Annotated in this window: 17 protein-coding genes; 7 read left to right on the forward strand and 10 right to left on the reverse strand. The window is 67.7% G+C overall.

The window, feature by feature from the left end; translation table 11 throughout:
- Positions 1 to 92: 92 nt before the first annotated feature.
- The 5 genes from ACZ45C_RS09100 to ACZ45C_RS09120 all read left to right on the forward strand — a co-directional run bounded on the left by ACZ45C_RS09100 (position 93) and on the right by ACZ45C_RS09120 (position 3,728).
- Positions 93 to 857: an RNase P subunit p30 family protein gene (locus ACZ45C_RS09100; RefSeq protein WP_460558658.1), complete on the forward strand. Its 765-nt coding sequence runs from the start codon at positions 93 to 95 to the stop codon at positions 855 to 857.
- Entirely contained in the window at positions 841 to 1,485 is a 645-nt protein-coding gene (locus tag ACZ45C_RS09105) for a class I SAM-dependent methyltransferase (RefSeq protein WP_460558660.1), read from the forward strand. Before ACZ45C_RS09100 ends, ACZ45C_RS09105 begins: the two co-directional genes overlap by 17 nt.
- Positions 1,482 to 1,961, forward strand: a complete 480-nt coding sequence (locus ACZ45C_RS09110; protein ID WP_460558662.1) for an Rpp14/Pop5 family protein — start codon at positions 1,482 to 1,484, stop codon at positions 1,959 to 1,961. Before ACZ45C_RS09105 ends, ACZ45C_RS09110 begins: the two co-directional genes overlap by 4 nt.
- Positions 1,962 to 1,965: 4 nt before the next feature.
- A complete protein-coding gene (gene psmA, locus ACZ45C_RS09115) occupies positions 1,966 to 2,772 on the forward strand; it encodes an archaeal proteasome endopeptidase complex subunit alpha (RefSeq protein WP_460558663.1) in 807 nt (268 codons plus the stop codon).
- Between the two features lie 68 nt (positions 2,773 to 2,840).
- Complete coding sequence (locus ACZ45C_RS09120) at positions 2,841 to 3,728, forward strand: SDR family oxidoreductase (protein ID WP_460558665.1); 888 nt, start codon at positions 2,841 to 2,843, stop codon at positions 3,726 to 3,728.
- 24 nt (positions 3,729 to 3,752) lie between these two features.
- Here the strand turns inward: ACZ45C_RS09120 and ACZ45C_RS09125 are convergent, their stop codons facing one another.
- Positions 3,753 to 4,286, reverse strand: a complete 534-nt coding sequence (locus ACZ45C_RS09125) for a hypothetical protein (RefSeq protein WP_460558667.1) — start codon at positions 4,284 to 4,286, stop codon at positions 3,753 to 3,755.
- A gap of 199 nt (positions 4,287 to 4,485) precedes the next feature.
- Here ACZ45C_RS09125 and ACZ45C_RS09130 point away from each other — a divergent pair, with 199 nt between their 5' ends.
- Positions 4,486 to 6,411: a beta-CASP ribonuclease aCPSF1 gene (locus ACZ45C_RS09130; RefSeq protein ID WP_460558669.1), complete on the forward strand. Its 1,926-nt coding sequence runs from the start codon at positions 4,486 to 4,488 to the stop codon at positions 6,409 to 6,411.
- A gap of 88 nt (positions 6,412 to 6,499) precedes the next feature.
- Here ACZ45C_RS09130 and ACZ45C_RS09135 read toward each other — a convergent pair whose 3' ends face one another.
- The 9 genes from ACZ45C_RS09135 to ACZ45C_RS09175 all read right to left on the reverse strand — a co-directional run bounded on the left by ACZ45C_RS09135 (position 6,500) and on the right by ACZ45C_RS09175 (position 16,689).
- Entirely contained in the window at positions 6,500 to 6,865 is a 366-nt protein-coding gene (locus tag ACZ45C_RS09135) for a DUF555 domain-containing protein (RefSeq protein WP_460558671.1), read from the reverse strand.
- Positions 6,866 to 6,955: 90 nt separating this feature from the next.
- Positions 6,956 to 7,948: an isocitrate/isopropylmalate family dehydrogenase gene (locus ACZ45C_RS09140; RefSeq protein WP_460558672.1), complete on the reverse strand. Its 993-nt coding sequence runs from the start codon at positions 7,946 to 7,948 to the stop codon at positions 6,956 to 6,958.
- On the reverse strand, positions 7,945 to 8,613 hold the full coding sequence (leuD, locus tag ACZ45C_RS09145; protein ID WP_460558674.1) for a 3-isopropylmalate dehydratase small subunit: 669 nt from the start codon (positions 8,611 to 8,613) through the stop codon (positions 7,945 to 7,947). Before leuD ends, ACZ45C_RS09140 begins: the two co-directional genes overlap by 4 nt.
- Positions 8,610 to 10,028 carry a 3-isopropylmalate dehydratase large subunit gene (gene leuC, locus ACZ45C_RS09150; RefSeq protein WP_460558676.1) on the reverse strand — a complete coding sequence of 473 codons (1,419 nt, stop codon included), beginning with the start codon at positions 10,026 to 10,028 and terminating at the stop codon, positions 8,610 to 8,612. Before leuC ends, leuD begins: the two co-directional genes overlap by 4 nt.
- A 61-nt stretch (positions 10,029 to 10,089) precedes the next feature.
- On the reverse strand, positions 10,090 to 11,145 hold the full coding sequence (gene ilvC / locus ACZ45C_RS09155) for a ketol-acid reductoisomerase (RefSeq protein WP_460558678.1): 1,056 nt from the start codon (positions 11,143 to 11,145) through the stop codon (positions 10,090 to 10,092).
- Between the two features lie 17 nt (positions 11,146 to 11,162).
- On the reverse strand, positions 11,163 to 11,843 hold the full coding sequence (gene ilvN, locus ACZ45C_RS09160) for an acetolactate synthase small subunit (RefSeq protein ID WP_460558680.1): 681 nt from the start codon (positions 11,841 to 11,843) through the stop codon (positions 11,163 to 11,165).
- The gene (gene ilvB, locus ACZ45C_RS09165) at positions 11,840 to 13,630 is read right to left on the reverse strand and encodes a biosynthetic-type acetolactate synthase large subunit (RefSeq protein WP_460558682.1); all 1,791 of its coding nucleotides are present in this window, start codon (positions 13,628 to 13,630) and stop codon (positions 11,840 to 11,842) included. Before ilvB ends, ilvN begins: the two co-directional genes overlap by 4 nt.
- Positions 13,631 to 14,012: 382 nt before the next feature.
- A complete protein-coding gene (locus tag ACZ45C_RS09170) occupies positions 14,013 to 15,197 on the reverse strand; it encodes a LeuA family protein (RefSeq protein ID WP_460558851.1) in 1,185 nt (394 codons plus the stop codon).
- Between the two features lie 388 nt (positions 15,198 to 15,585).
- Complete coding sequence (locus tag ACZ45C_RS09175; RefSeq protein ID WP_460558684.1) at positions 15,586 to 16,689, reverse strand: pyridoxal phosphate-dependent aminotransferase; 1,104 nt, start codon at positions 16,687 to 16,689, stop codon at positions 15,586 to 15,588.
- 144 nt (positions 16,690 to 16,833) lie between these two features.
- Between ACZ45C_RS09175 and ACZ45C_RS09180 the strand changes: the two genes are divergently transcribed.
- A complete protein-coding gene (locus ACZ45C_RS09180) occupies positions 16,834 to 18,027 on the forward strand; it encodes a PAS domain-containing protein (RefSeq protein ID WP_460558686.1) in 1,194 nt (397 codons plus the stop codon).
- Position 18,028 lies beyond the last annotated feature (1 nt).

Here is an 18,028-nt window from a genome sequence, read left to right on the forward strand (position 1 = left end):
TCTCGGGTGATCGGCCGCAACGAGTCCAGACGGCCCGCAGACACCCGCCCCAAAACGCAACGACGATACGGTCGGAGGAGAAAGGAGACGCCATGTACGAGGCCGTTCACGCGCACCCCGACGGCGACGCGACCGTCGCGCGCCACGCCGCTACCGCCGCGCGGTACGGCTACGACGGGATCGTCGTCCGGACGCGAGAGGCGCTCGATCCGGTCGACGGGCGCGACGAGACGGGCGACGCCACCGACGGCGCTCCGGCGTCTCGGGACCGAGCGCGCGATCCGACCGCGCTCGGCGAGAAGTACGATATCGATGTCGTCGACGCGGTCGAGATCGACGCGGACGACCCCACGAGCGCGTCGGGATCGGTCGGCAACTACCGGCCGGAGCACACCGTCGTCTGTCTCGTCGGGGGCGACGACGCGCTGAACCGGTTCGCAGTCGAGGAGCCGCGGGTCGACGTGCTCGTCCGGCCGATGGCGGGTTCGGGGGAGTTCAACCACGTGCTCGCGAAGGCCGCCCGCGACAACGGCGTCCACGTGGAGTTCGACCTCGGCCCGCTGTTCCGAGCGACCGGCGGGAAACGCGTCCGCGCTCTCGCCGACCTCCGGAAGCTCCGCGAGATCGTGACCTACTACGACGCGCCGCACGTCGTGAGCGCGAACGCCGCCTCCCACCTCGAACTGCGGGCCTCGCGGGAGGTCGTCGCCGCCGCGGAGTCGATCGGGTTCGACTCCGAGTGGGTCCGCGAGGGGCTCGCCGCGTGGGGCGAGATCGCGGCCCGGACCCGGGAGCGGCGCTCCGAGGGCTTCATAGCGCCCGGGGTCCGACGTGGACGGTATGAAGAAGACGGTTGAGGAACACGCGGCGCGGTTCTCCGAGATGGCCGACGAGTACGACGACTCGAAGAGCGACGAGTACCACGCCTGCGCGAGCCTCGTGATCGAACACGCCGATCCGTCGCCCGCGGATGCCGTTCTCGACCTCGGGGCGGGTACGGGCGCGATCGGACTCGCGCTCGCGCCCGCCGCCGATAGCGTGCTCGCCCGCGACATCAGCGAGGGGATGATGGCGGAGGGCCGCCGCAAGGCCGCGGCGGCGGGACTGTCGAACGTCGAGTTCGCGTACGGCGAGTTCCGCGACCCCGAGGTCAGCCCCGACCGGCGAGTCGACATCGTCACCTCGAACTTCGCGCTCCACCACCTCGCGGACGACGAGAAGCGCGAGGCGGTCCGCGTGATGGCCGACACCGGGGCGCGCCGGGTCGTCCTCGGCGACGTGGCGTTCTTCGAGGAGCCGGACCCGGAGGCCCCCTTCTACGGACCCGAGGTCGACGATCCGGCGACGGTCGGGACGCTCGTCGAGGCGTTCACGGACGAGGGGTTCGCGGTGACAGCCGTCGAGCGCGTCCACGACCAGGTGGCCGTGATCGTCGCGGAGCGCGGGGCGGCGCTCTCCGAACGCGGCGCGGAGACCGGCGCATGAAACACCTCCCGAAACACCTCAGACCGCGGTGGCGGTACGTCGCCATCGGCATCGAGGCGTGGCCGGACGCCGACGTCGGTCGGCGAGCGTTCCAGCGCGCGCTGTGGTACGCCGCGGGCAACCTCGTCGGCGACGCCGGCAGCGCCGACGCCGACCTCTCTCTCCTCTCGTTCGCGTACGCCGACGGCCGCGGAGAGGCGGTCGTCCGCGTCCGGCACGGTCACGTCGACGAGGCGCGGGCGTCGATCGCGTGCGTGAACGAGGTCGACGGCGAGCCGGTCGGAGTTCGCGTTCGCGGTATCTCGGGGACGGTGCGTGCCTGTGAGGAAAGATATATGGGTCGCGCGGGCGGTAATTCGACACAGCGAGACGTCGCGTTCGGGGACGCCGAGCGGCCCGCCGTCGTGCGCGGAGACGCGTGTGACGTGCGGACCGAGTCGGGGTACGTCGGCGCGGCGGCGTTCGACACCGAGTGATATCATGCAGGGCCAATCCCAACAACAGGCGTACGACCGAGGCATTACCATCTTCTCTCCCGACGGCCGACTCTACCAGGTCGAGTACGCCCGGGAGGCGGTGAAACGCGGGACTGCGAGCGTCGGCGTCCGCGCCGAGGACGGCGTCGTCCTCGCGGCGGACAAGCGCGCCCGCTCCCCGCTGATGGAGCCGGCGAGCATCGAGAAGCTCCACAAGGCCGACGACCACGTCGGGGTCGCGAGCGCGGGTCACGTCGCGGACGCCCGCCAGCTCATCGACTTCGCGCGCCGGCAGGCGCAGGTGAATCAGCTCCGCTACGGCGAGCCTGTCGGCATCGAGACGCTGACGAAGAACATCACCGACCACATCCAGCAGTACACGCAGGTCGGCGGCGCGCGCCCTTTCGGCGTCGCGCTCATCGTCGGCGGGATCGAGAACGGCGAGCCGCGCCTGTTCGAGACCGACCCCTCGGGGACGCCCTACGAGTGGCAGGCCCTCTCGATCGGCTCGGACCGCAGCGACCTCCGTGACTACCTCGAAGCGGAGTACGAGGAGGGAATCTCGACCGACGAGGCGGTCGGGCTCGCGCTCGACACGCTCGCGCAGTCGAACGACGGAGAGCTTTCGCCGGAGGGCGTCGGCGTCGCGACGATCACGGTCGACGACGGCTACACCGAACGCTCGGTCGGCGAGATCGAGACGATCCTCGACGACCACGGCCTGCTCGCCAGCGGGGAGGACGACGAGAGCGAGAAGGACGACGAGAGCGACGACGCGGACGCAAGTGCGGACGCGAGCGACGAAGAGTAAGCCGTCTGTCAGCCGTCGTCTCCGAACATTTTCGCAGTTTCCCTCTGTGGCCGCCGGTCGGGAGAGTTATGCCGTCGGGGACCGACCACCGACGCGTGCAGAAGACGGTACTCATCACCGGCTGTTCCTCGGGTATCGGCCGTGCCGCGGCGCACGCATTCTCCGACGAGGGGTGGACCGTGTACGCGACCGCTCGGAATCCGGCAGATATCGAGACGCTCGGCGAGGCGGGCTGTGAGATCGCAACTCTCGACGTGACGGATCAGTCCGACGTCGACCGCGTCGTCGACCGGGTTCTCGACGAGGCTGGCGCGATCGACGCCGTCGTCAACAACGCCGGCTACGGGCAGTTCGGCCCCATAGAGGACGTGTCGACACAGAAGGTACACGAGCAATTCGACGTGAACGTGTACGGGCCACATCGGCTGATCAGAGCCGTGTTGCCGAGCATGCGCCGCGAGCGCGACGGGACGATACTCAACGTCTCGTCGGTCGCCGGACGCGTCTCGTTCCCCGGCGGCGGCGTCTATAGCGGATCGAAGTTCGCGATCGAGGCGATGTCGGACGCGCTCCGAAACGAGGTCGGAGAGTACGGGATCGACGTGGTTGTCGTCGAGCCCGGGCCGGTGCGAACGAACTTCTCGAAGCGCGCCGAGCAGGAGGCCGGCGGACGCGACGACGCCGGCGAGAGCGACGACGAGGCCGCCGCCGACCGTACCGGCGCGTACGAAGACGTGTACGCGCTGTTCGAGGACGCGAAGCTCGTCGGCGGTGACGGTCCGGGATCCGTCGAACCGGAACTGGTCGCAGACGCAATCGTGAACGCCGCGAGCGCGACGCAGCCGCCGGCTCGCGTTCAACCCGGCACCGCCGCCCGCGTCGGCGTTCTCGCGCGATTCCTCCCCGACGCGGTGCTCGACGCCGGGTACGACTTCGTCCGGAAGCTCGTCTCTTAACCGCGGCGGCCGTCGGTACTTCGGTTAGTCGACCCCGAACGGACTCTCTTTCTCCCGCCAGTCCCATCCCGGGAGCCGCGTCTGGAATCCGGCCGCGAGCGCCGCGTCGAGGTCGTCCGCGCCGGCGGACCCCGGAACGCGCCCGTCGGCTCCGCGCCCGCCGCTACGGCCGTCTGCAAGCTCTGGGGCGTCGCCGTCAACGTGCACGTCGACGAAGTGAAACGTCGCCTGCGCGAGCAGCGAGAGCGGTCGTCCCCCCGCGATCGTCGCCGCCAGCTCGCGGCCGAGCACCTCGTCGACGACGAACCCGGGGTAGTCGCCCGCGACGTCGAGTTCGCGGAGGAGCCCGACGAGCCCCGCGACGTTGACCGCGACCTCGCCGTCGGCGAACACGAGATCGACCTCGTCGCGGTACGTCTCGACGGCGACCGAGTCCACCTCCGTCTCGAAGAGCCGTCCCAGTCGGTCGCGGGCGTCGTTGACGAGCGGGACGACGACGGGGGCGCGCTCGCGAACCCAGTCGCGCTCGGCACGGACCGTCTCGGGGGTGACACGCATGCCGTGCAGTTCGTCCGCTACGGGCTTGCCCTTTGCGAAGGGTTTTATAACAGCCGGGATAATTCTCGACCAAGCGGGTTTTCGCTGGCTGTTCCCGCACGGTACCACCTACGGACAGTACTCCCATTATGCCTATCCCGTCACGGTCGACCGTTTGCGACTCGACGGCGGCGGCGACCCAGACGACCCGCGGTAAGATATGAGTCAAGTCGATAAGCAACTCGATACACTGAAATCAGAGATCGAACAGGAAATTCCGAACGACATCACGGTCACCGACGTCAAGTACGAGGGACCAGAGCTGGTCGTGTACACGCGCGATCCGAAGCGATTCGCCGGCGACGGCGACCTGATCCGACGGCTCGCGTCCAGCCTCCGAAAGCGGATCACGGTGCGACCGGACCCGAGCTCGCTGTCGCCCCCGCGGCGCGCAGAAGAGCAAGTTCGCGAGGTGATCCCCGAAGAGGCCGGCGTGACCTCCCTCGACTTCCACGAGGACACCGGTGAGGTCGTGATCGAAGCCGAGAAGCCGGGCATGGTGATCGGTCGACGCGGCTCCACCCTCCGCGAGATCACCCAAGAGGTCGGGTGGACGCCCGAGGTCGTGCGAACGCCGCCGATCGAGTCGTCCACCGTCTCGAACGTGCGTGGCTTCCTGAAAAACGAGCGCGAGGAGCGCCGCGACATCCTCGAACGCGTCGGACGCCAGATCCATCGCGAGGAGATGTCCGACGACGAGTGGGTCCGGATCACGACGCTCGGCTGCTGTCGCGAGGTCGGACGCGCCGCCTTCATCCTCTCGACGCCCGAGACGCGGATTCTCATCGACTGCGGCGACAAGCCCGGCGCGGAAGGTGAGGTTCCGTACCTCCAGGTTCCCGAAGCGCTCGGCGCGGGGGCGGCGACCCTCGACGCCGTCGTCCTGACACACGCGCACCTCGACCACTCCGCGCTGCTCCCGCTGCTGTTCAAATACGGCTACGACGGCCCTATCTACACCACCGAGCCGACGCGGGACCTCATGGGGCTTCTCACCCTCGATTACCTCGACGTCGCCGCTAAGGACGGCCGGACGCCCCCGTACGAGTCCGCGCAGGTCCGCGAGGCGATCAAACACACCATCCCGCTGGAGTACGGTGACGTCACCGACATCGCGCCCGACGTGAAGCTCACCTTCCACAACGCGGGCCACATCCTGGGAAGCGCCGTCACGCACTTCCACATCGGCGACGGCCTCTACAACGTCGCGTTCTCCGGCGACATCCACTACGAGGACACCCGACTGTTCAACGGGGCGGTCAACGACTTCCCGCGAGTCGAGACGCTCGTCTTGGAGTCCACCTACGGCGGTCGCGACGATTACCAGACCGACCAAGCCGACTCCGAGGAGGCGCTCAAGGAGGTCATCAACGAGACGTACGAGCAGGGGGGAAAAGTCGTCATTCCCGCGTTCGCCGTGGGACGCTCTCAAGAGATCATGCTCGTCTTGGAGGAGGCGATGCGCGAGGGCGATATCCCGGAGATGCCCGTTCACCTCGACGGGATGATCTGGGAGGCGACGGCGATTCACACCACCTATCCCGAGTACCTCCGCGACGACCTCCGCGACCGGATCTTCCACGACGACGAGAACCCGTTCTTGGCGGACCAGTTCAACCACATCGACGCCGGCGAAGACGAGCGACAGGACGTCGCCGACGGCGACGAGTGTATCGTCATCTCCACCTCCGGGATGATCGAGGGCGGGCCGATCATGTCGTGGCTCCGCCACATCGGCCCCGATCCGGACTCGAACCTCGTGTTCGTCGGTTACCAGGCGCAGGGAACACTCGGCCGCAGAATCCAGAACGGTTGGGACGAGATTCCGGTCGACGGCTGGGGCGGCGGCGGCCGCGGCGACACGCTCACTCTCGAGATGGGCACCGAAGTCGTCGACGGCTTCTCCGGTCACGCCGACAGACAGGGGTTAGAGAACTTCGTGAAGACGATGAACCCCCGTCCGGAGAAGGTGCTCTGTGTTCACGGCGACGAGCGGTCCGTCCAAGACCTCTCGTCGGCGCTGTATCACGACTACAACATGCGGACGTTCGCGCCGAAGAACTTGGAGACGTTCCGGTTCAAGTAGGAACCGGCTGCGGTGTGAGCGCTTCTCGTTGCGACGCTGCGCGACACGGGTAGTGAGTCCTCCCGAGAGTCTCGGGAGATGGACACCGTTACTCGTCGTCGTCTTCGTCCGCTTCCGTTTCGACGATCTCGATGACTTCGAGCGGCACGTCGCGCAGCGCGCCGCCGACCTCGCTTTTGGCGATGCGCTCCGCGTGCTCTTCGCTGTCGGCGTTGAAGATGTCGATCTCCAAGAGGAGACCGACGAGCGCCGTGTTCGCGGCGAGAAAGGCCGCGTCGAACGGCTCGCCACAGGCGGGACAGCCGGTGACGCCGGGTTCGACCTCGACGTACTGCTTGTCCGTCTCGTTGAGTCGCTTGCCGGCTTCGCTGACCGCGACGCCGATGGCGTCGTCGGTCTCCTCGACATCACGGACCAACCAGGCTGCTTCCATCGCGACCTCGTAGTTGCTCATACGTAAGCCGAGGGACCGCAGGGTTTCCTTTCTTGTGGTTCGCTCGCGAGCATGCGACTCCGACCGTGAAAAAATCGCGTCGCGTCCGGCTTACAGCCGCTCGACGACTGCCGCCGTGACCTCGTCCGTCGTCGCGTCGCCGCCCAGATCTCCGGTGCGGGGGCCATCAGAGAGAACGCTCTCCACGGCGTCGCGGATCTGTTGTCCCTCCTCGACGTGACCGAGGAACTCCACCAGCATGGCCGCAGAGAGGATCGCGGCCGTCGGGTTCGCGATCCCCTCGCCAGCGATGTCCGGAGCGGTCCCGTGCACCGGCTCGAACAGCGCGTTGTCGTGGCCGATGTTCGCCGACGGAAGCAGACCGAGACCGCCGACGAGCCCGGCGGCAAGATCGGAGAGCACGTCGCCTGCGAGGTTCGGACAGACGACGACGCCGTACTGTGTCGGATCGAGCGGAAGCTTCGTGGCGAACGCGTCCATCAGCTCCTCGTCGGCGGCGACGCCGCGCTCTGCGGCGACGGCGAACAGTTCCTCGCGGAATCGGCCGTCCGTCTCGCGCATCACGTTCGCTTTGTGTGCGACGGTGAACCCGTCGCTGTGGGCCGGCCCGCGACCGTCCTCGACGAACTCGCAGGCGAACTCGGCGAGTTCGCGCGACGCCGAGGAGGTGACGACACGCGTCAGCGTCGAAAGATCCTCGGAGAGCCGGTCCTCGTGGCCCGCGTAGACGCCCTCGGTGTTCTCGCGGAGGAAGACCACGTCGGTCTCCGGCCGGACCGCGTCGACGCCCGGATACGCCTTCGCGGGCCGGACGTTGACGAACGATCCGACGGCCTCCCGCAGCGGGAGGATCACGTCGGCCGCGGTCTCGCCCGCCGCGCCGAACAGCGTCGCGTCGGCGTCGGCCGCGAGTTCGTAGGTCTCGGCCGGCAGCGGTTCGCCCGTCTCCGCAGCCACCGCGTCGCCCGCCTCCGCCTCGACGAACTCGAACTCCACGTCGAGCGCGTCGAGCACGTCGATGGCGGCCGGAACGACCTCGTGGCCGATACCGTCGCCCTCGATGACGGCGATCTCGTAGCTCACGCGCCGTCCTCCGCCGCGGGTTCGGACACGTGTTCGTCGGGGACGTACGGCAGCGAGCGTGCGGTCTCGCGGACCGCGTCCGCGTTCGCGCCCATCAGCGCTGTCGTGTCCCAGACGCCCTCGACGAGCGCCTTCCGCTGGGCGTCGTGGACCGTCGCGTCGACGACGGTGTCGTCGTAGGTGATCGTCTCCGCGGCCACGTCGATGTCGACCTCGGCGTCGGGGTTCGCCTCGACGTAGTCCTGTAACGCCTCGATGTCCGCCTGGTCGGCCGTGACCGTAGGGATTCCGAGCGCGAGGCAGTTGCCCGCGAAGATCTCCGCGAAGGACTCGCCGACGACCGCGTCGATCCCCCAGCGCATCAGCGCCTGCGGCGCGTGTTCGCGGGAAGAGCCACAGCCGAAGTTGGCGTTGACGACTAGGACGTTCGCGCCTCGGTACTTCTCCTCGTTGAACGGGTGGTCCTTCTCGTTGTCCTCGTCGTCGAACCGCTGATCGAAGAAGGCGAACTGCCCCAGCCCGTCGAAGGTCACCACCTTCATGAACCGAGCGGGGATGATCTGGTCGGTGTCGATGTCGTTCCCCCGGACGGGGATCCCGGTTCCGGTGACTTCGGTCACCTTCTCGGCCGGAGCCTCGCCGGCGCTGAACTCGGGTGAACTCATACGGTCGCCACCTCCTCCATCTCGCGGACGTCGGTGACCTCGCCGGTCACCGCCGCGGCTGCGACCATGATCGGACTCATCAGCACGGTCCGTCCGTCCTTCGAGCCCTGTCGGCCGACGAAGTTCCGGTTCGAGGAGGACGCACTCGCCTCGTCGCCGACCAGCTGGTCGTCGTTCATGCCGAGACACATCGAACAGCCGGGCTCGCGCCAGTCGAATCCGGCGTCCGTGAATATCTCGTCGAGACCCTCGGCCTCGGCGGCGTCGCGGACGCGCTGGCTGCCCGGGACGACCATCGCGCGCACGTCGTCTGCGACCTCGCGCCCCTCGACGAACGCCGCGGCCTCGCGGAGATCCTTCAGACGCGCGTTCGTACACGATCCCAAGAAGGCCACGTCGATGTCGTACCCCTCCATCGTGTCGCCGGGCTCGACGCGCATGTGCTTTTGCGCGCGGCGAGCGGTGTCGCGGTCCTCCTCGGGGAGGTCCTCGGGGTCCGGAATCGGTTCGGTGATGCCCGCGGTCTGCCCGGGCGTGGTCCCCCACGTGACGGTCGGCTCGATGGCCGAACCGTCGATCGTGACGACGTCGTCGTACTCGGCGTCGTCGTCGGTGCGGATCGACTCCCAGTAGGGTTTCAGCCGCTCGAACTTCTCGCTGTCGGCGAAGGCGTCAGTCTCCTTCAGCCACTCGTAGGTGGTCTCGTCGGGGTTGACGTACCCCGCGCGAGCGCCGCCCTCGATCGACATGTTACAGATGGACATCCGTCCCTCCATCCCGAGGTTCTCGATGGCCTCGCCGGCGTACTCGTAGACGTGGCCGACGCCGCCGTCGGTGCCGAGCTCCCCGATGATCGTGAGGATGATGTCCTTCGCGGTGACGCCCTCGCCGAGTTCGCCGGTGACCTCGATCTTGCGGACCTTCTGTTTCTCCATGGCGACACAGCCAGTCGCCAGCACGTCGCGGATCTGCGAGGTGCCGATGCCGAACGCCAGCGCGCCGAACGCGCCGTGCGTCGACGTGTGTGAGTCGCCGCAGACGATCGTCATCCCCGGCTGGGTGAGCCCCTGCTCCGGGCCGATGACGTGGACGATCCCCTGGTTGCCGGAGTCCGGGTCCGAAAAGTCGATGCCGGACCCGCGGACGTTCTCTTCCAGTTCGGCCATCATGCTCTCCGCGGCCTCGTCGCTGTAGGGACGGTCTCGGTTTCCGGTCGGCACGATGTGGTCGACCGTCGCGTGCGTCCGCTCGGGGAACGCGACCTCCTGATCGCGTTCTTTCAGCATGCCGAACGCCTGCGGGCTGGTGACCTCGTGGACGAGGTGAAGGCCGACGAACAGCTGGTCCTGCCCGGTCGGCAGCTCCGTCACCCTGTGTCTGTCCCAGACCTTGTCGTACAGCGTCCCCTCGCTCATCGGGGATCACCCGCGCCGGCCGCGATCGCGTGCGTCCGATCCGTGACTCCGCCTACGCCCATCAGGCGGTCACCTCAGCCGACTCTTCGCTTTCCTCCTCCTCGTCTTCCCACGCGAACAGGCCGCGAAGCTCCTCGCCGACGGCCTCGATCTCGTGGTTCTTCTCGGCGTTGTGGAGCTGCGTGTAGGACGGCCGGCCCGCCTGATTCTCCGAGATCCACTCGCGGGCGAAGGTCCCGTTCTGGACGCCTTCGAGGACCTCCTCCATGTTCGCGCGGACCTGATCGTCGATGATCTCGTCGCCGCGCGTGAGACCGCCGTACTCTGCGGTGTGCGACACCGAGTCCCACATCGCGCCGAGCCCACCCTCGTACATCAGGTCGACGATGAGCTTCATCTCGTTCATGCACTCGAAGTACGCCATCTCGGGGGAGTAGCCCGCCTCGACGAGCGTCTCGTAGCCCTGTTTGATCAGCGAGGCGATACCGCCACAGAGCACGGCTTGCTCGCCGAACAGGTCCGTCTCGGTCTCCTCCTGGAACGTCGTCTCGACGACGCCGGCGCGGGTACAGCCGATGGCGGCCGCGTACGCGAGCGCCTCGTCTTGAGCCTCGCCCGTCGCGTTCTGATACACCGCCAGCAGCCCCGGCGTTCCCTGATCGTTCTCGTAGTTCCGGCGAACGATGTGGCCGGGCGACTTCGGTGCGATCATCGTCACGTCGACGTCTTCCGGCGGCTGGATCTGGTTGTAGTGGATGTTGAACCCGTGCGCGAACTGGAGTGTGTCGCCGGCCTCCAGGTTCGGCTTGATAGCGTCCTCATAGACGCTCGCTTGGACCGTGTCGGGGAGGAGGACGCTCACGATATCGGCCTCGGCTGCCGCCTCCGCGGGCGTCGCCACGTCGAGTCCGTCGCTCTCGGCGACCTCCCACGAAGAGCTGTCCTCGCGGAGACCGACGACGACGTCGACTCCGCTGTCGGAGAGGTTCTGGGCGTGGGCGTGGCCCTGCGAGCCGTAGCCGAGCACGGCCACGGTCTTCTGGGCGATCGCTTCGCCGTCTGCGTCTTCGTCGTAGTATACGTTGGATTCGACCGTCTGCATGTCGTTGTCGCTCATGTGTATGATGTGTGTTGTCAGTCGTCGTGCGTGGTCGGTTCGCCGGCCGTTCCGGGTTTCTCTCCGGGTGCCGTCGGGGTGTCACCGCGCGCAAGCGCAGTCTGTCCCGTTCGGGCGATCTCGATGATACCGAACTGTCTGAACGCGTCGAGCGCGTCGTCGATCCGGTCTTCGTCGCCGGTGAGCTGGACGGTGATCGTCCGCGGTCCCGCGTCCAGCGTGCGCCCGTCGTACATCTCCGTGACCGCGTGGACCGCGGCCGGGTCGTCGGCCTGCACCTTCAACAGGACCAGTTCGGCGGTGACGGCGTTCCCGGCGACCTCGCCGACGGAGATAACCGGTTTCAGCTTCGCCATCTGCTTTTCGATCTGGTCGATGCCGGGGTCCGTCTCCTCGACGACCATCGTGATCCGCGAGTGACCGTCCACGGTCGTCGGGCCGACGGTGAGGCTCTCGATGTTGAACTGTCGCCGCGAGACGAGCCCGGACACTCGCGCGAGCACGCCGGGCTCGTCCTCCACGAGCGCCGAGATGACGGCTCGGCGCGACTCGTGTTCGGCCTCGACGACGGGGTCGATCCGGATCCCTTCGAGGTTCCGTCGCCCCTCGGGATGCGGTCGCTCCTCGGGTGCCGGCTGTTCGTCCGGTGCTGGCCTCGCGCTCGCGTCGCTGCCCGACGCGGTGGAGTCCCCGCTCATAGCTGGTCCTCCGCGGTGGCGAACTTGCCGTTCGCACCGCCGCTCGGCACCATCGGCAGGACGTTCTCTTCCGGATCGACGTGGAAGTCGATCACGGCGGGGCCGTCGTACGCGAGCGCCTCCTCGACCGCGGGCGCGACCTCGTCGTAGTCGTCGACGCGGAGGCCTAACGCGCCGAACGCTTCGGCGAGCTTGTCGAACTCCGGCATCCACGTGTAATCGGACGCCATGTGTCGCCCCTCGTAGAAGGCGTCTTGCCACTGGCGCACCATGCCGATGTACTCGTTGTTGAGCACGGCGATGGTGAAATCCAGTTCTTCGCGGACGGCGACCGACAGCTCCTGCATCGTCATCAAGAAGGAGCCGTCGCCGTCGAAACAGATCACGTCGCGGTCCGGCTCGCCCATCGCGTCGGCCGCGACGCGCGCGCCGACGGCGGCCGGCACGCCGTACCCCATCGTTCCCAGTCCGTGCGAGGAGACCCACGTCCGGGGTTCGGTGTACGTCCAGAACTGGGAGGCCCACATCTGGTGTTGGCCGACGCCCGTCGTCACGATGGTGTCGTCGTCGGTCGCCTCGTCGAACGCCTCGACGACGAACTGCGGCTTCAGCGGTTCGTCCTCGGGCGTCGCGTACGTGAGCGGGTACGTCTCCTTCCACTCGGCGCACTGCTCGCGCCACGCCGCCGCGTCGGGTGCCTCGCGGACCGCGGCGGTCAGCTGATCGAGGACGTGTCCGGCGTCGCCGATGAGCGGGTAGTCGGCGTGGACGTTCTTGCTTATCTCCGCCGGGTCGATGTCGACGTGGACGACCTCTGCCTCGGGCGCGAACGTGTCGATCCCGCCCGTCAACCGGTCGTCGAACCGAGTTCCGACCGCGATCAGACAGTCCGTGTGCGTGATCGCCATGTTGGCGTAGCCGGTACCGTGCATCCCTGCCCACGAGAGACACAGGTCCTCGTCCTCGGGGAAGCTTCCGATCCCGGGCATCGTCGTCGTCACCGGGATCTCGTACGTCCGGGCGAACGTGCGTGCGGCGTCGCTCGCGTCGGCTTTGATCACGCCGCCACCGAAGAGACACACCGGCCGCTCCGCCTCCTCGATGGCGCGCGCGGCCTCCTCGACCGCGTCCGCATCCGCGTTCGGATCGGGTGCGCTCCCCGCGGGCGGGGTCGCCGTCCCGGGCGTCTCGTCGGTCTCGTCCTGCGTGACGTCTTTCGGGAGGTCGACGAGCGTCGGTCCTGGCCGACCCGACTGCGACAGCTCGAACGCCTCGCCGACGGTGTCACCGACGGTATCGGCCCCGCTGGCGAAGTAGTTGTGCTTCGTGATCGGGCGTGTGACGCCTATCGTGTCCGTCTCCTGGAACGCGTCGTTGCCGACGAACTCCGTCGGCACCTGCCCGGTCAGCGCGAGCATCGCGTCGGAGTCCATGTCGGCGTCGGCGATCCCCGTGACGAGGTTCGTCGCGCCCGGTCCCGACGTGGCCAGGCAGAGTCCGGGGTCGCCGGTGACGACGCCGTAGGCGTCGGCCGCGTGAACGGCTCCCTGTTCGTGGGCCATCGTCACGTGCGTGATAGACGAGGTGTACAGCGCGTCGTACACGGACATGATCGCCCCGCCTTGGACGCCGAACGCGGTCTCAGCGCCCGCGGCCTCCAGCGCGGCGACTACCGAGTCGGCACCGGTCGACACCGCCTTTGCGGCGTCGTCGGGCGCCTCCCGATCGGTCGGTTCCTCTGACCCGTCCGGGTCGTCCTCTCGTGGCTGTGCTGCTGTGTCGCTCATTGTCGTGGTGTTCGATGTAACATCTCGCGCGTGTGAGATCCGGTCAGTCCGAACGCCGAGACGGCGCGCGCACGGCGGCCCGTCCGCTGGCGTTCGTCGGTTCCTCGCGTCGGTGTAGAAGGGGTAGTGTAGGGGGTTAGACCCCTACGATGATCCGCGCGACGGCTCCCTCGACGGCGGCTGTCGTCGGGGCGTCGGTAGTCCGTCGCATCTCGATCGCACCAACGCGTTCGTGGTATAAATCCCTGTCGGGTAGACCGGTTGTCTGTCGACCGGACCGACGATCGACGATCGAACTTCGACTCGGCGGTCCGCGGTCGATCGATCGACGGCCGGTCGATCCGCCGCCGCTCGGCAGACGCTCCCGCCAGGGACGCGGGCATCAGATCCTGACCTCCTCTTCGGTGCGGTCGACGTTGGCCTCCTCGGCGAATCGCTCGACGTCGCCGGCGGTGACCTGCCGCTTGCCCGCGCCGTACTCCTTGACGCGCTTCGTGACGTGGCGGACCTCGCTGTCCGTCGGGTCGAACCCGGCCTCCACCATGTGCTTGCGCACGCTGTGGGTGCCGGTGTGTTTTCCCAGCACGAACTCGCGTTCGGCCCCGACCATCTCGGGAGTCATCACGCCGGTCTCGAAGGTGTCGGCGTTCTCGATGACGCCCGCCGCGTGGATGCCGGACTCGTGGGCGAACGCGTTTCGCCCGGTGACGGGCTTGTTCGCCGGCACCGGGATGTCCGAGGCGTCCTCGACGATCCGGGCCAGCTTCGTGATCTGCGTCGTGTCGATTCCGGTATCGACGCCGTACACCGACTCGACCGCCATCACGACCTCCTCGTAGGCTGCGTTGCCGGCGCGCTCGCCGATCCCGTTGACCGACACCTGCGCCTGATGCGCGCCGTTCTCGAAGCCCATGACCGCGTTCGCCGCCGCCATCCCGAAGTCGTCGTGGGTGTGAACGTCGACGCGCGCGTCCGTCGCCTCGACGACGGCTTTCACCGTCTCGCCGAAGCTCGTGGGCATCCCCACGCCACAGGTGTCGGGGATGTTGATCCAGTCGGTGCCGGCCTCGGAGACCGCCTCGACGATGTCGATCAGGTAGTCCGGGTCCGTCCGGGTGGCGTCCATCGGCGAGAACATACACTCGACGCCGGCGTCTTTCACGTGCTCGACGGCCTCGACGGCGCGCTCTTTCGCCTCCTCGCGGGTCGCGTGCATCGAGTCCTCCAGCTGTACGTCGCTGGTGGAGACGAACACGTGGACCATCTCGACGCCGGCGTCGATCGCGGCGTCGATGTCGCCCTCGACGACTCGGGCCAGCCCGCAGACGGTGGTGTCCGTCGCGGCGGCGATATCGCTCACGGCCTCGAACTCCGCGTCCGAGTTGACCGGGAACCCCGCCTCGATGACGTGGGTGTTCATGTCGTCCAGCGTCGCCGCTATGCGGCGTTTCTCGTCGTAGCTGAACGACGTCCGTGGTGACTGTTCACCGTCTCGTAACGTCGTGTCGAAGATCCGTACAGGACCGATATCGATGTTAGAAGCTATCGTGCCCTGGAAGAACTCGATCCGCCGGGGTGTCCGACGAAGCCTCCGTGATGTCTGTCATCGACTGACGACAGGAGGGTCAGGAACTTAACGTTTGTGGCGGTAACAAATTCGGCTCGACACGGCCGGCGTCGGTTCGCGCCAGTGAACGACCGAAACCGCTAGCATGCGGTACTGTGTGAGAGATACACAGGCACGAGTGGCGTGTTGGCCCGGCGTTGAGATGTGAGTTCGCAACCGAATTCATATGCGAATTCGACATTCGTGCGTTTTCGCCGGCCCGGGTGTGCTCACGGCACGACAGCGCGGGACGGACGCGGGCGCTCCGCCGCCGCGACCGCGAGCGAGGATACCGCGCTGAGCGCGAAACGCCGGTCTGACCCGTAATCCCGTCCGGTCTCGAAACGGGTCAGTCGCCGAAGCGGTCGGCCAGTCGCTCCGCGGCCTCGGCGGCGCGGGGCGTCACCAGCGCGAACCTGATCCAGTCGTCGCGCGCGGACCCGAACGCCTCGCCGGGCATCCCCGCGACGCCTACCTCGTCTATCAGCCGCTTCGCGTTCGCCATCGTCCCGGGGAACTCGTCGAAGCGCGCGAGCACGTAGAACGCTCCCTCCGGACGGCTGTACTCGGCCCCGGCGGCGTCGAGCGCGTCGGTGAACGCGTCGACCCGGTCGGCGAGCAGCTCGCGCGCCTCCGCGTAGTAGTCGGGCTCCGTCTCCGCGAGCGCGTGGGTGACGGCGTACTGCGAGGGGCGCGCGCCCGCGACGTTCACGAGCATGTGTCGCGTCTTCGCCGCAGAGACGTGGTCGTCCGGGAACACGCCGTAGCCGACGCGAAACCCCGTGATCGCCATCGACTTCGAGAAGCCGCTCGTGACGATCACTCGGTCGGAGTCGAGCGTCAACGCGGACTCGAACCGCCCGGACAGGTCGAAGTTGTCGTACACCTCGTCGACGAGCACGAGCGCGTCGACGCGCGCCGCGATCGAAACGACCGATCGGATCGCCTCGATGTCGTACACGGCACCTGTCGGATTGTTCGGCGTGTTGAGCGCGATCAGCGCGGTATCCTCACTCGCGGCCGCGTCGATCGCTTCGACGTCGAGGCCGCCGTCCCGCTCGGTCGGGACGAGCGTCGGTTTCCCGCCGAGCATGGACACCTTCCCGGGATAGTACGGGTAAACGGGGTCGGTGAGCAGCGCCTCGTCGCCGGCGTCGCGGTCGAACGCCCGCGCCATCGAGAGGTAGTTCGCCTCGCCCGTGCCGTTCGTGACGACGACCCGATCGGGGGCGACCCCGCGGCGCTCGGCGATCGCCTCGCGAAGTTCCGTGAGCCCCTCGCTCGGAGGGTACTGGAGGGCGTCCGAGGGGAGGTCGGCGTAGTCGCGGAGCGCCTCCCTGAGCGCGGTCGGCGGCTCCCAGTCGGGGTTCCCGCTCACCATGTCGATGACGTCGCCGTCGGCCGCGGCCGCGTACTGCATCACGTGAAAGAACTTCGGCTCCTCGTACTCCATATCGACGACTCGACGGCGGGCTCCGTGGCTCTTTCGACCGACGGCCCAAAGCGCGGGGGCATCCCCGACCGAGACGCAGTCGCGTGCACCTCGAATGTTCTTCGACCCGAACGTATTTCCCGGCGGTTGTGGTATCATTTACCAATGACGGGCGCGCCCAGCCGGCCAGACGGCGGTCGCGAATCGGGCATTCGTGTCCTTCACGTCGACGACGACCAGAGCTTCCTCGACCTCGCGTCGACGTTCCTCGAGAGTCTCGACGAGGACTTCCGCGTGCGCTCCGAGACGGACGTCGAGGAAGCCCTCGGCGTCCTCACGTCCGAGACGGAAGCGGTCGACTGCGTCGTCAGCGACTACGAGATGCCCGGCACCGGTGGGCTGGAGTTCCTCGAACGCGTCCGCGAGCGCGGCTCGGACGTGCCGTTCGTGCTGTTCACCGGCAGGGGTTCAGAGGAGGTCGCGAGCGAGGCGATCTCCGCGGGCGCGACCGACTACATCCAGAAACAGACGGGCAGCGACCAGTACGCGGTGCTCGCCAATCGAATCCGGAACGCGGTGGACCAACACCGGGCGAGGCGAGCCCTCGCCGCGAGCCAAGAGCGGCTCTCGCGGTACATTGAGCAGTCGCCCCTCGGGACGATCGAGTACGACGAGACGTTCCGAATCGAGCGCGTGAACTCCGCCGCAGAGGAGATACTCGGCTACGAGGCGAGCGAACTCGTCGGTGGGACGTGGCTCCCGTTCGTCCCGCCGGAACTGCATCGCCACGTCGCGGCGCTCGAACGCGACCTGCTCTCGGACAAGGGCGGGTACAGCAGCGTCAACGAGAACGTCAGGCGCGACGGCGAACGCATCCGCTGTGCGTGGCACAATCAGGTAGTGACCGACGACGACGGCACCGTGATACGGGTCTTCTCGCAGTTCGAAGACGTCACGGAGGAAACGGAGCGCAAACGGGAGATAGAACGGACGAACGCGGTCCTCTCGACGGTCCTCGACACCCTCCCGGTCGGGATGCTCGTCGAGGATGCAGACAGGCGAATCATCCGCGTGAACGAACGACTCTACGACGTCTTCGAGGTTCCGGACGACCCGACTGACGCCCGGGGACGCGACTGCAAGGAGTTCGCAGTCGAGATAAGCGATATCGTTACCGATTCCGAGGGATTCGTCGAGCGGATCGACGAAATCCTCGCCGACCGCGACCCGGTCGAGGGCGAACTGATCGATCTGGACGACGGTCGGACCCTCCGCCGGACCTACCGTCCGATCGACCTACCGGACGGTCGGGGACACCTGTGGATCTACCGCGACGTGACCGACCGCCGCGACGGGTGAA

Source organism: Halorubrum pallidum (assembly GCF_055380345.1).

Excerpts from the sequence above, each read along its gene's own strand:
- ACZ45C_RS09100 (WP_460558658.1), top strand. The coding sequence starts at position 93 with ATGTACGAGGCCGTTCACGCGCACCCCGACGGCGACGCGACCGTCGCG.
- ACZ45C_RS09105 (WP_460558660.1), top strand. The coding sequence starts at position 841 with ATGAAGAAGACGGTTGAGGAACACGCGGCGCGGTTCTCCGAGATGGCC.
- ACZ45C_RS09110 (WP_460558662.1), top strand. The coding sequence starts at position 1,482 with ATGAAACACCTCCCGAAACACCTCAGACCGCGGTGGCGGTACGTCGCC.
- psmA (WP_460558663.1), top strand. The coding sequence starts at position 1,966 with ATGCAGGGCCAATCCCAACAACAGGCGTACGACCGAGGCATTACCATC.
- ACZ45C_RS09120 (WP_460558665.1), top strand. The coding sequence starts at position 2,841 with ATGCCGTCGGGGACCGACCACCGACGCGTGCAGAAGACGGTACTCATC.
- ACZ45C_RS09125 (WP_460558667.1), bottom strand. The coding sequence starts at position 4,286 with ATGCGTGTCACCCCCGAGACGGTCCGTGCCGAGCGCGACTGGGTTCGC.
- ACZ45C_RS09130 (WP_460558669.1), top strand. The coding sequence starts at position 4,486 with ATGAGTCAAGTCGATAAGCAACTCGATACACTGAAATCAGAGATCGAA.
- ACZ45C_RS09135 (WP_460558671.1), bottom strand. The coding sequence starts at position 6,865 with ATGAGCAACTACGAGGTCGCGATGGAAGCAGCCTGGTTGGTCCGTGAT.
- leuD (WP_460558674.1), bottom strand. The coding sequence starts at position 8,613 with ATGAGTTCACCCGAGTTCAGCGCCGGCGAGGCTCCGGCCGAGAAGGTG.
- leuC (WP_460558676.1), bottom strand. The coding sequence starts at position 10,028 with ATGAGCGAGGGGACGCTGTACGACAAGGTCTGGGACAGACACAGGGTG.
- ilvC (WP_460558678.1), bottom strand. The coding sequence starts at position 11,145 with ATGAGCGACAACGACATGCAGACGGTCGAATCCAACGTATACTACGAC.
- ilvN (WP_460558680.1), bottom strand. The coding sequence starts at position 11,843 with ATGAGCGGGGACTCCACCGCGTCGGGCAGCGACGCGAGCGCGAGGCCA.
- ilvB (WP_460558682.1), bottom strand. The coding sequence starts at position 13,630 with ATGAGCGACACAGCAGCACAGCCACGAGAGGACGACCCGGACGGGTCA.
- ACZ45C_RS09175 (WP_460558684.1), bottom strand. The coding sequence starts at position 16,689 with ATGGAGTACGAGGAGCCGAAGTTCTTTCACGTGATGCAGTACGCGGCC.
- ACZ45C_RS09180 (WP_460558686.1), top strand. The coding sequence starts at position 16,834 with ATGACGGGCGCGCCCAGCCGGCCAGACGGCGGTCGCGAATCGGGCATT.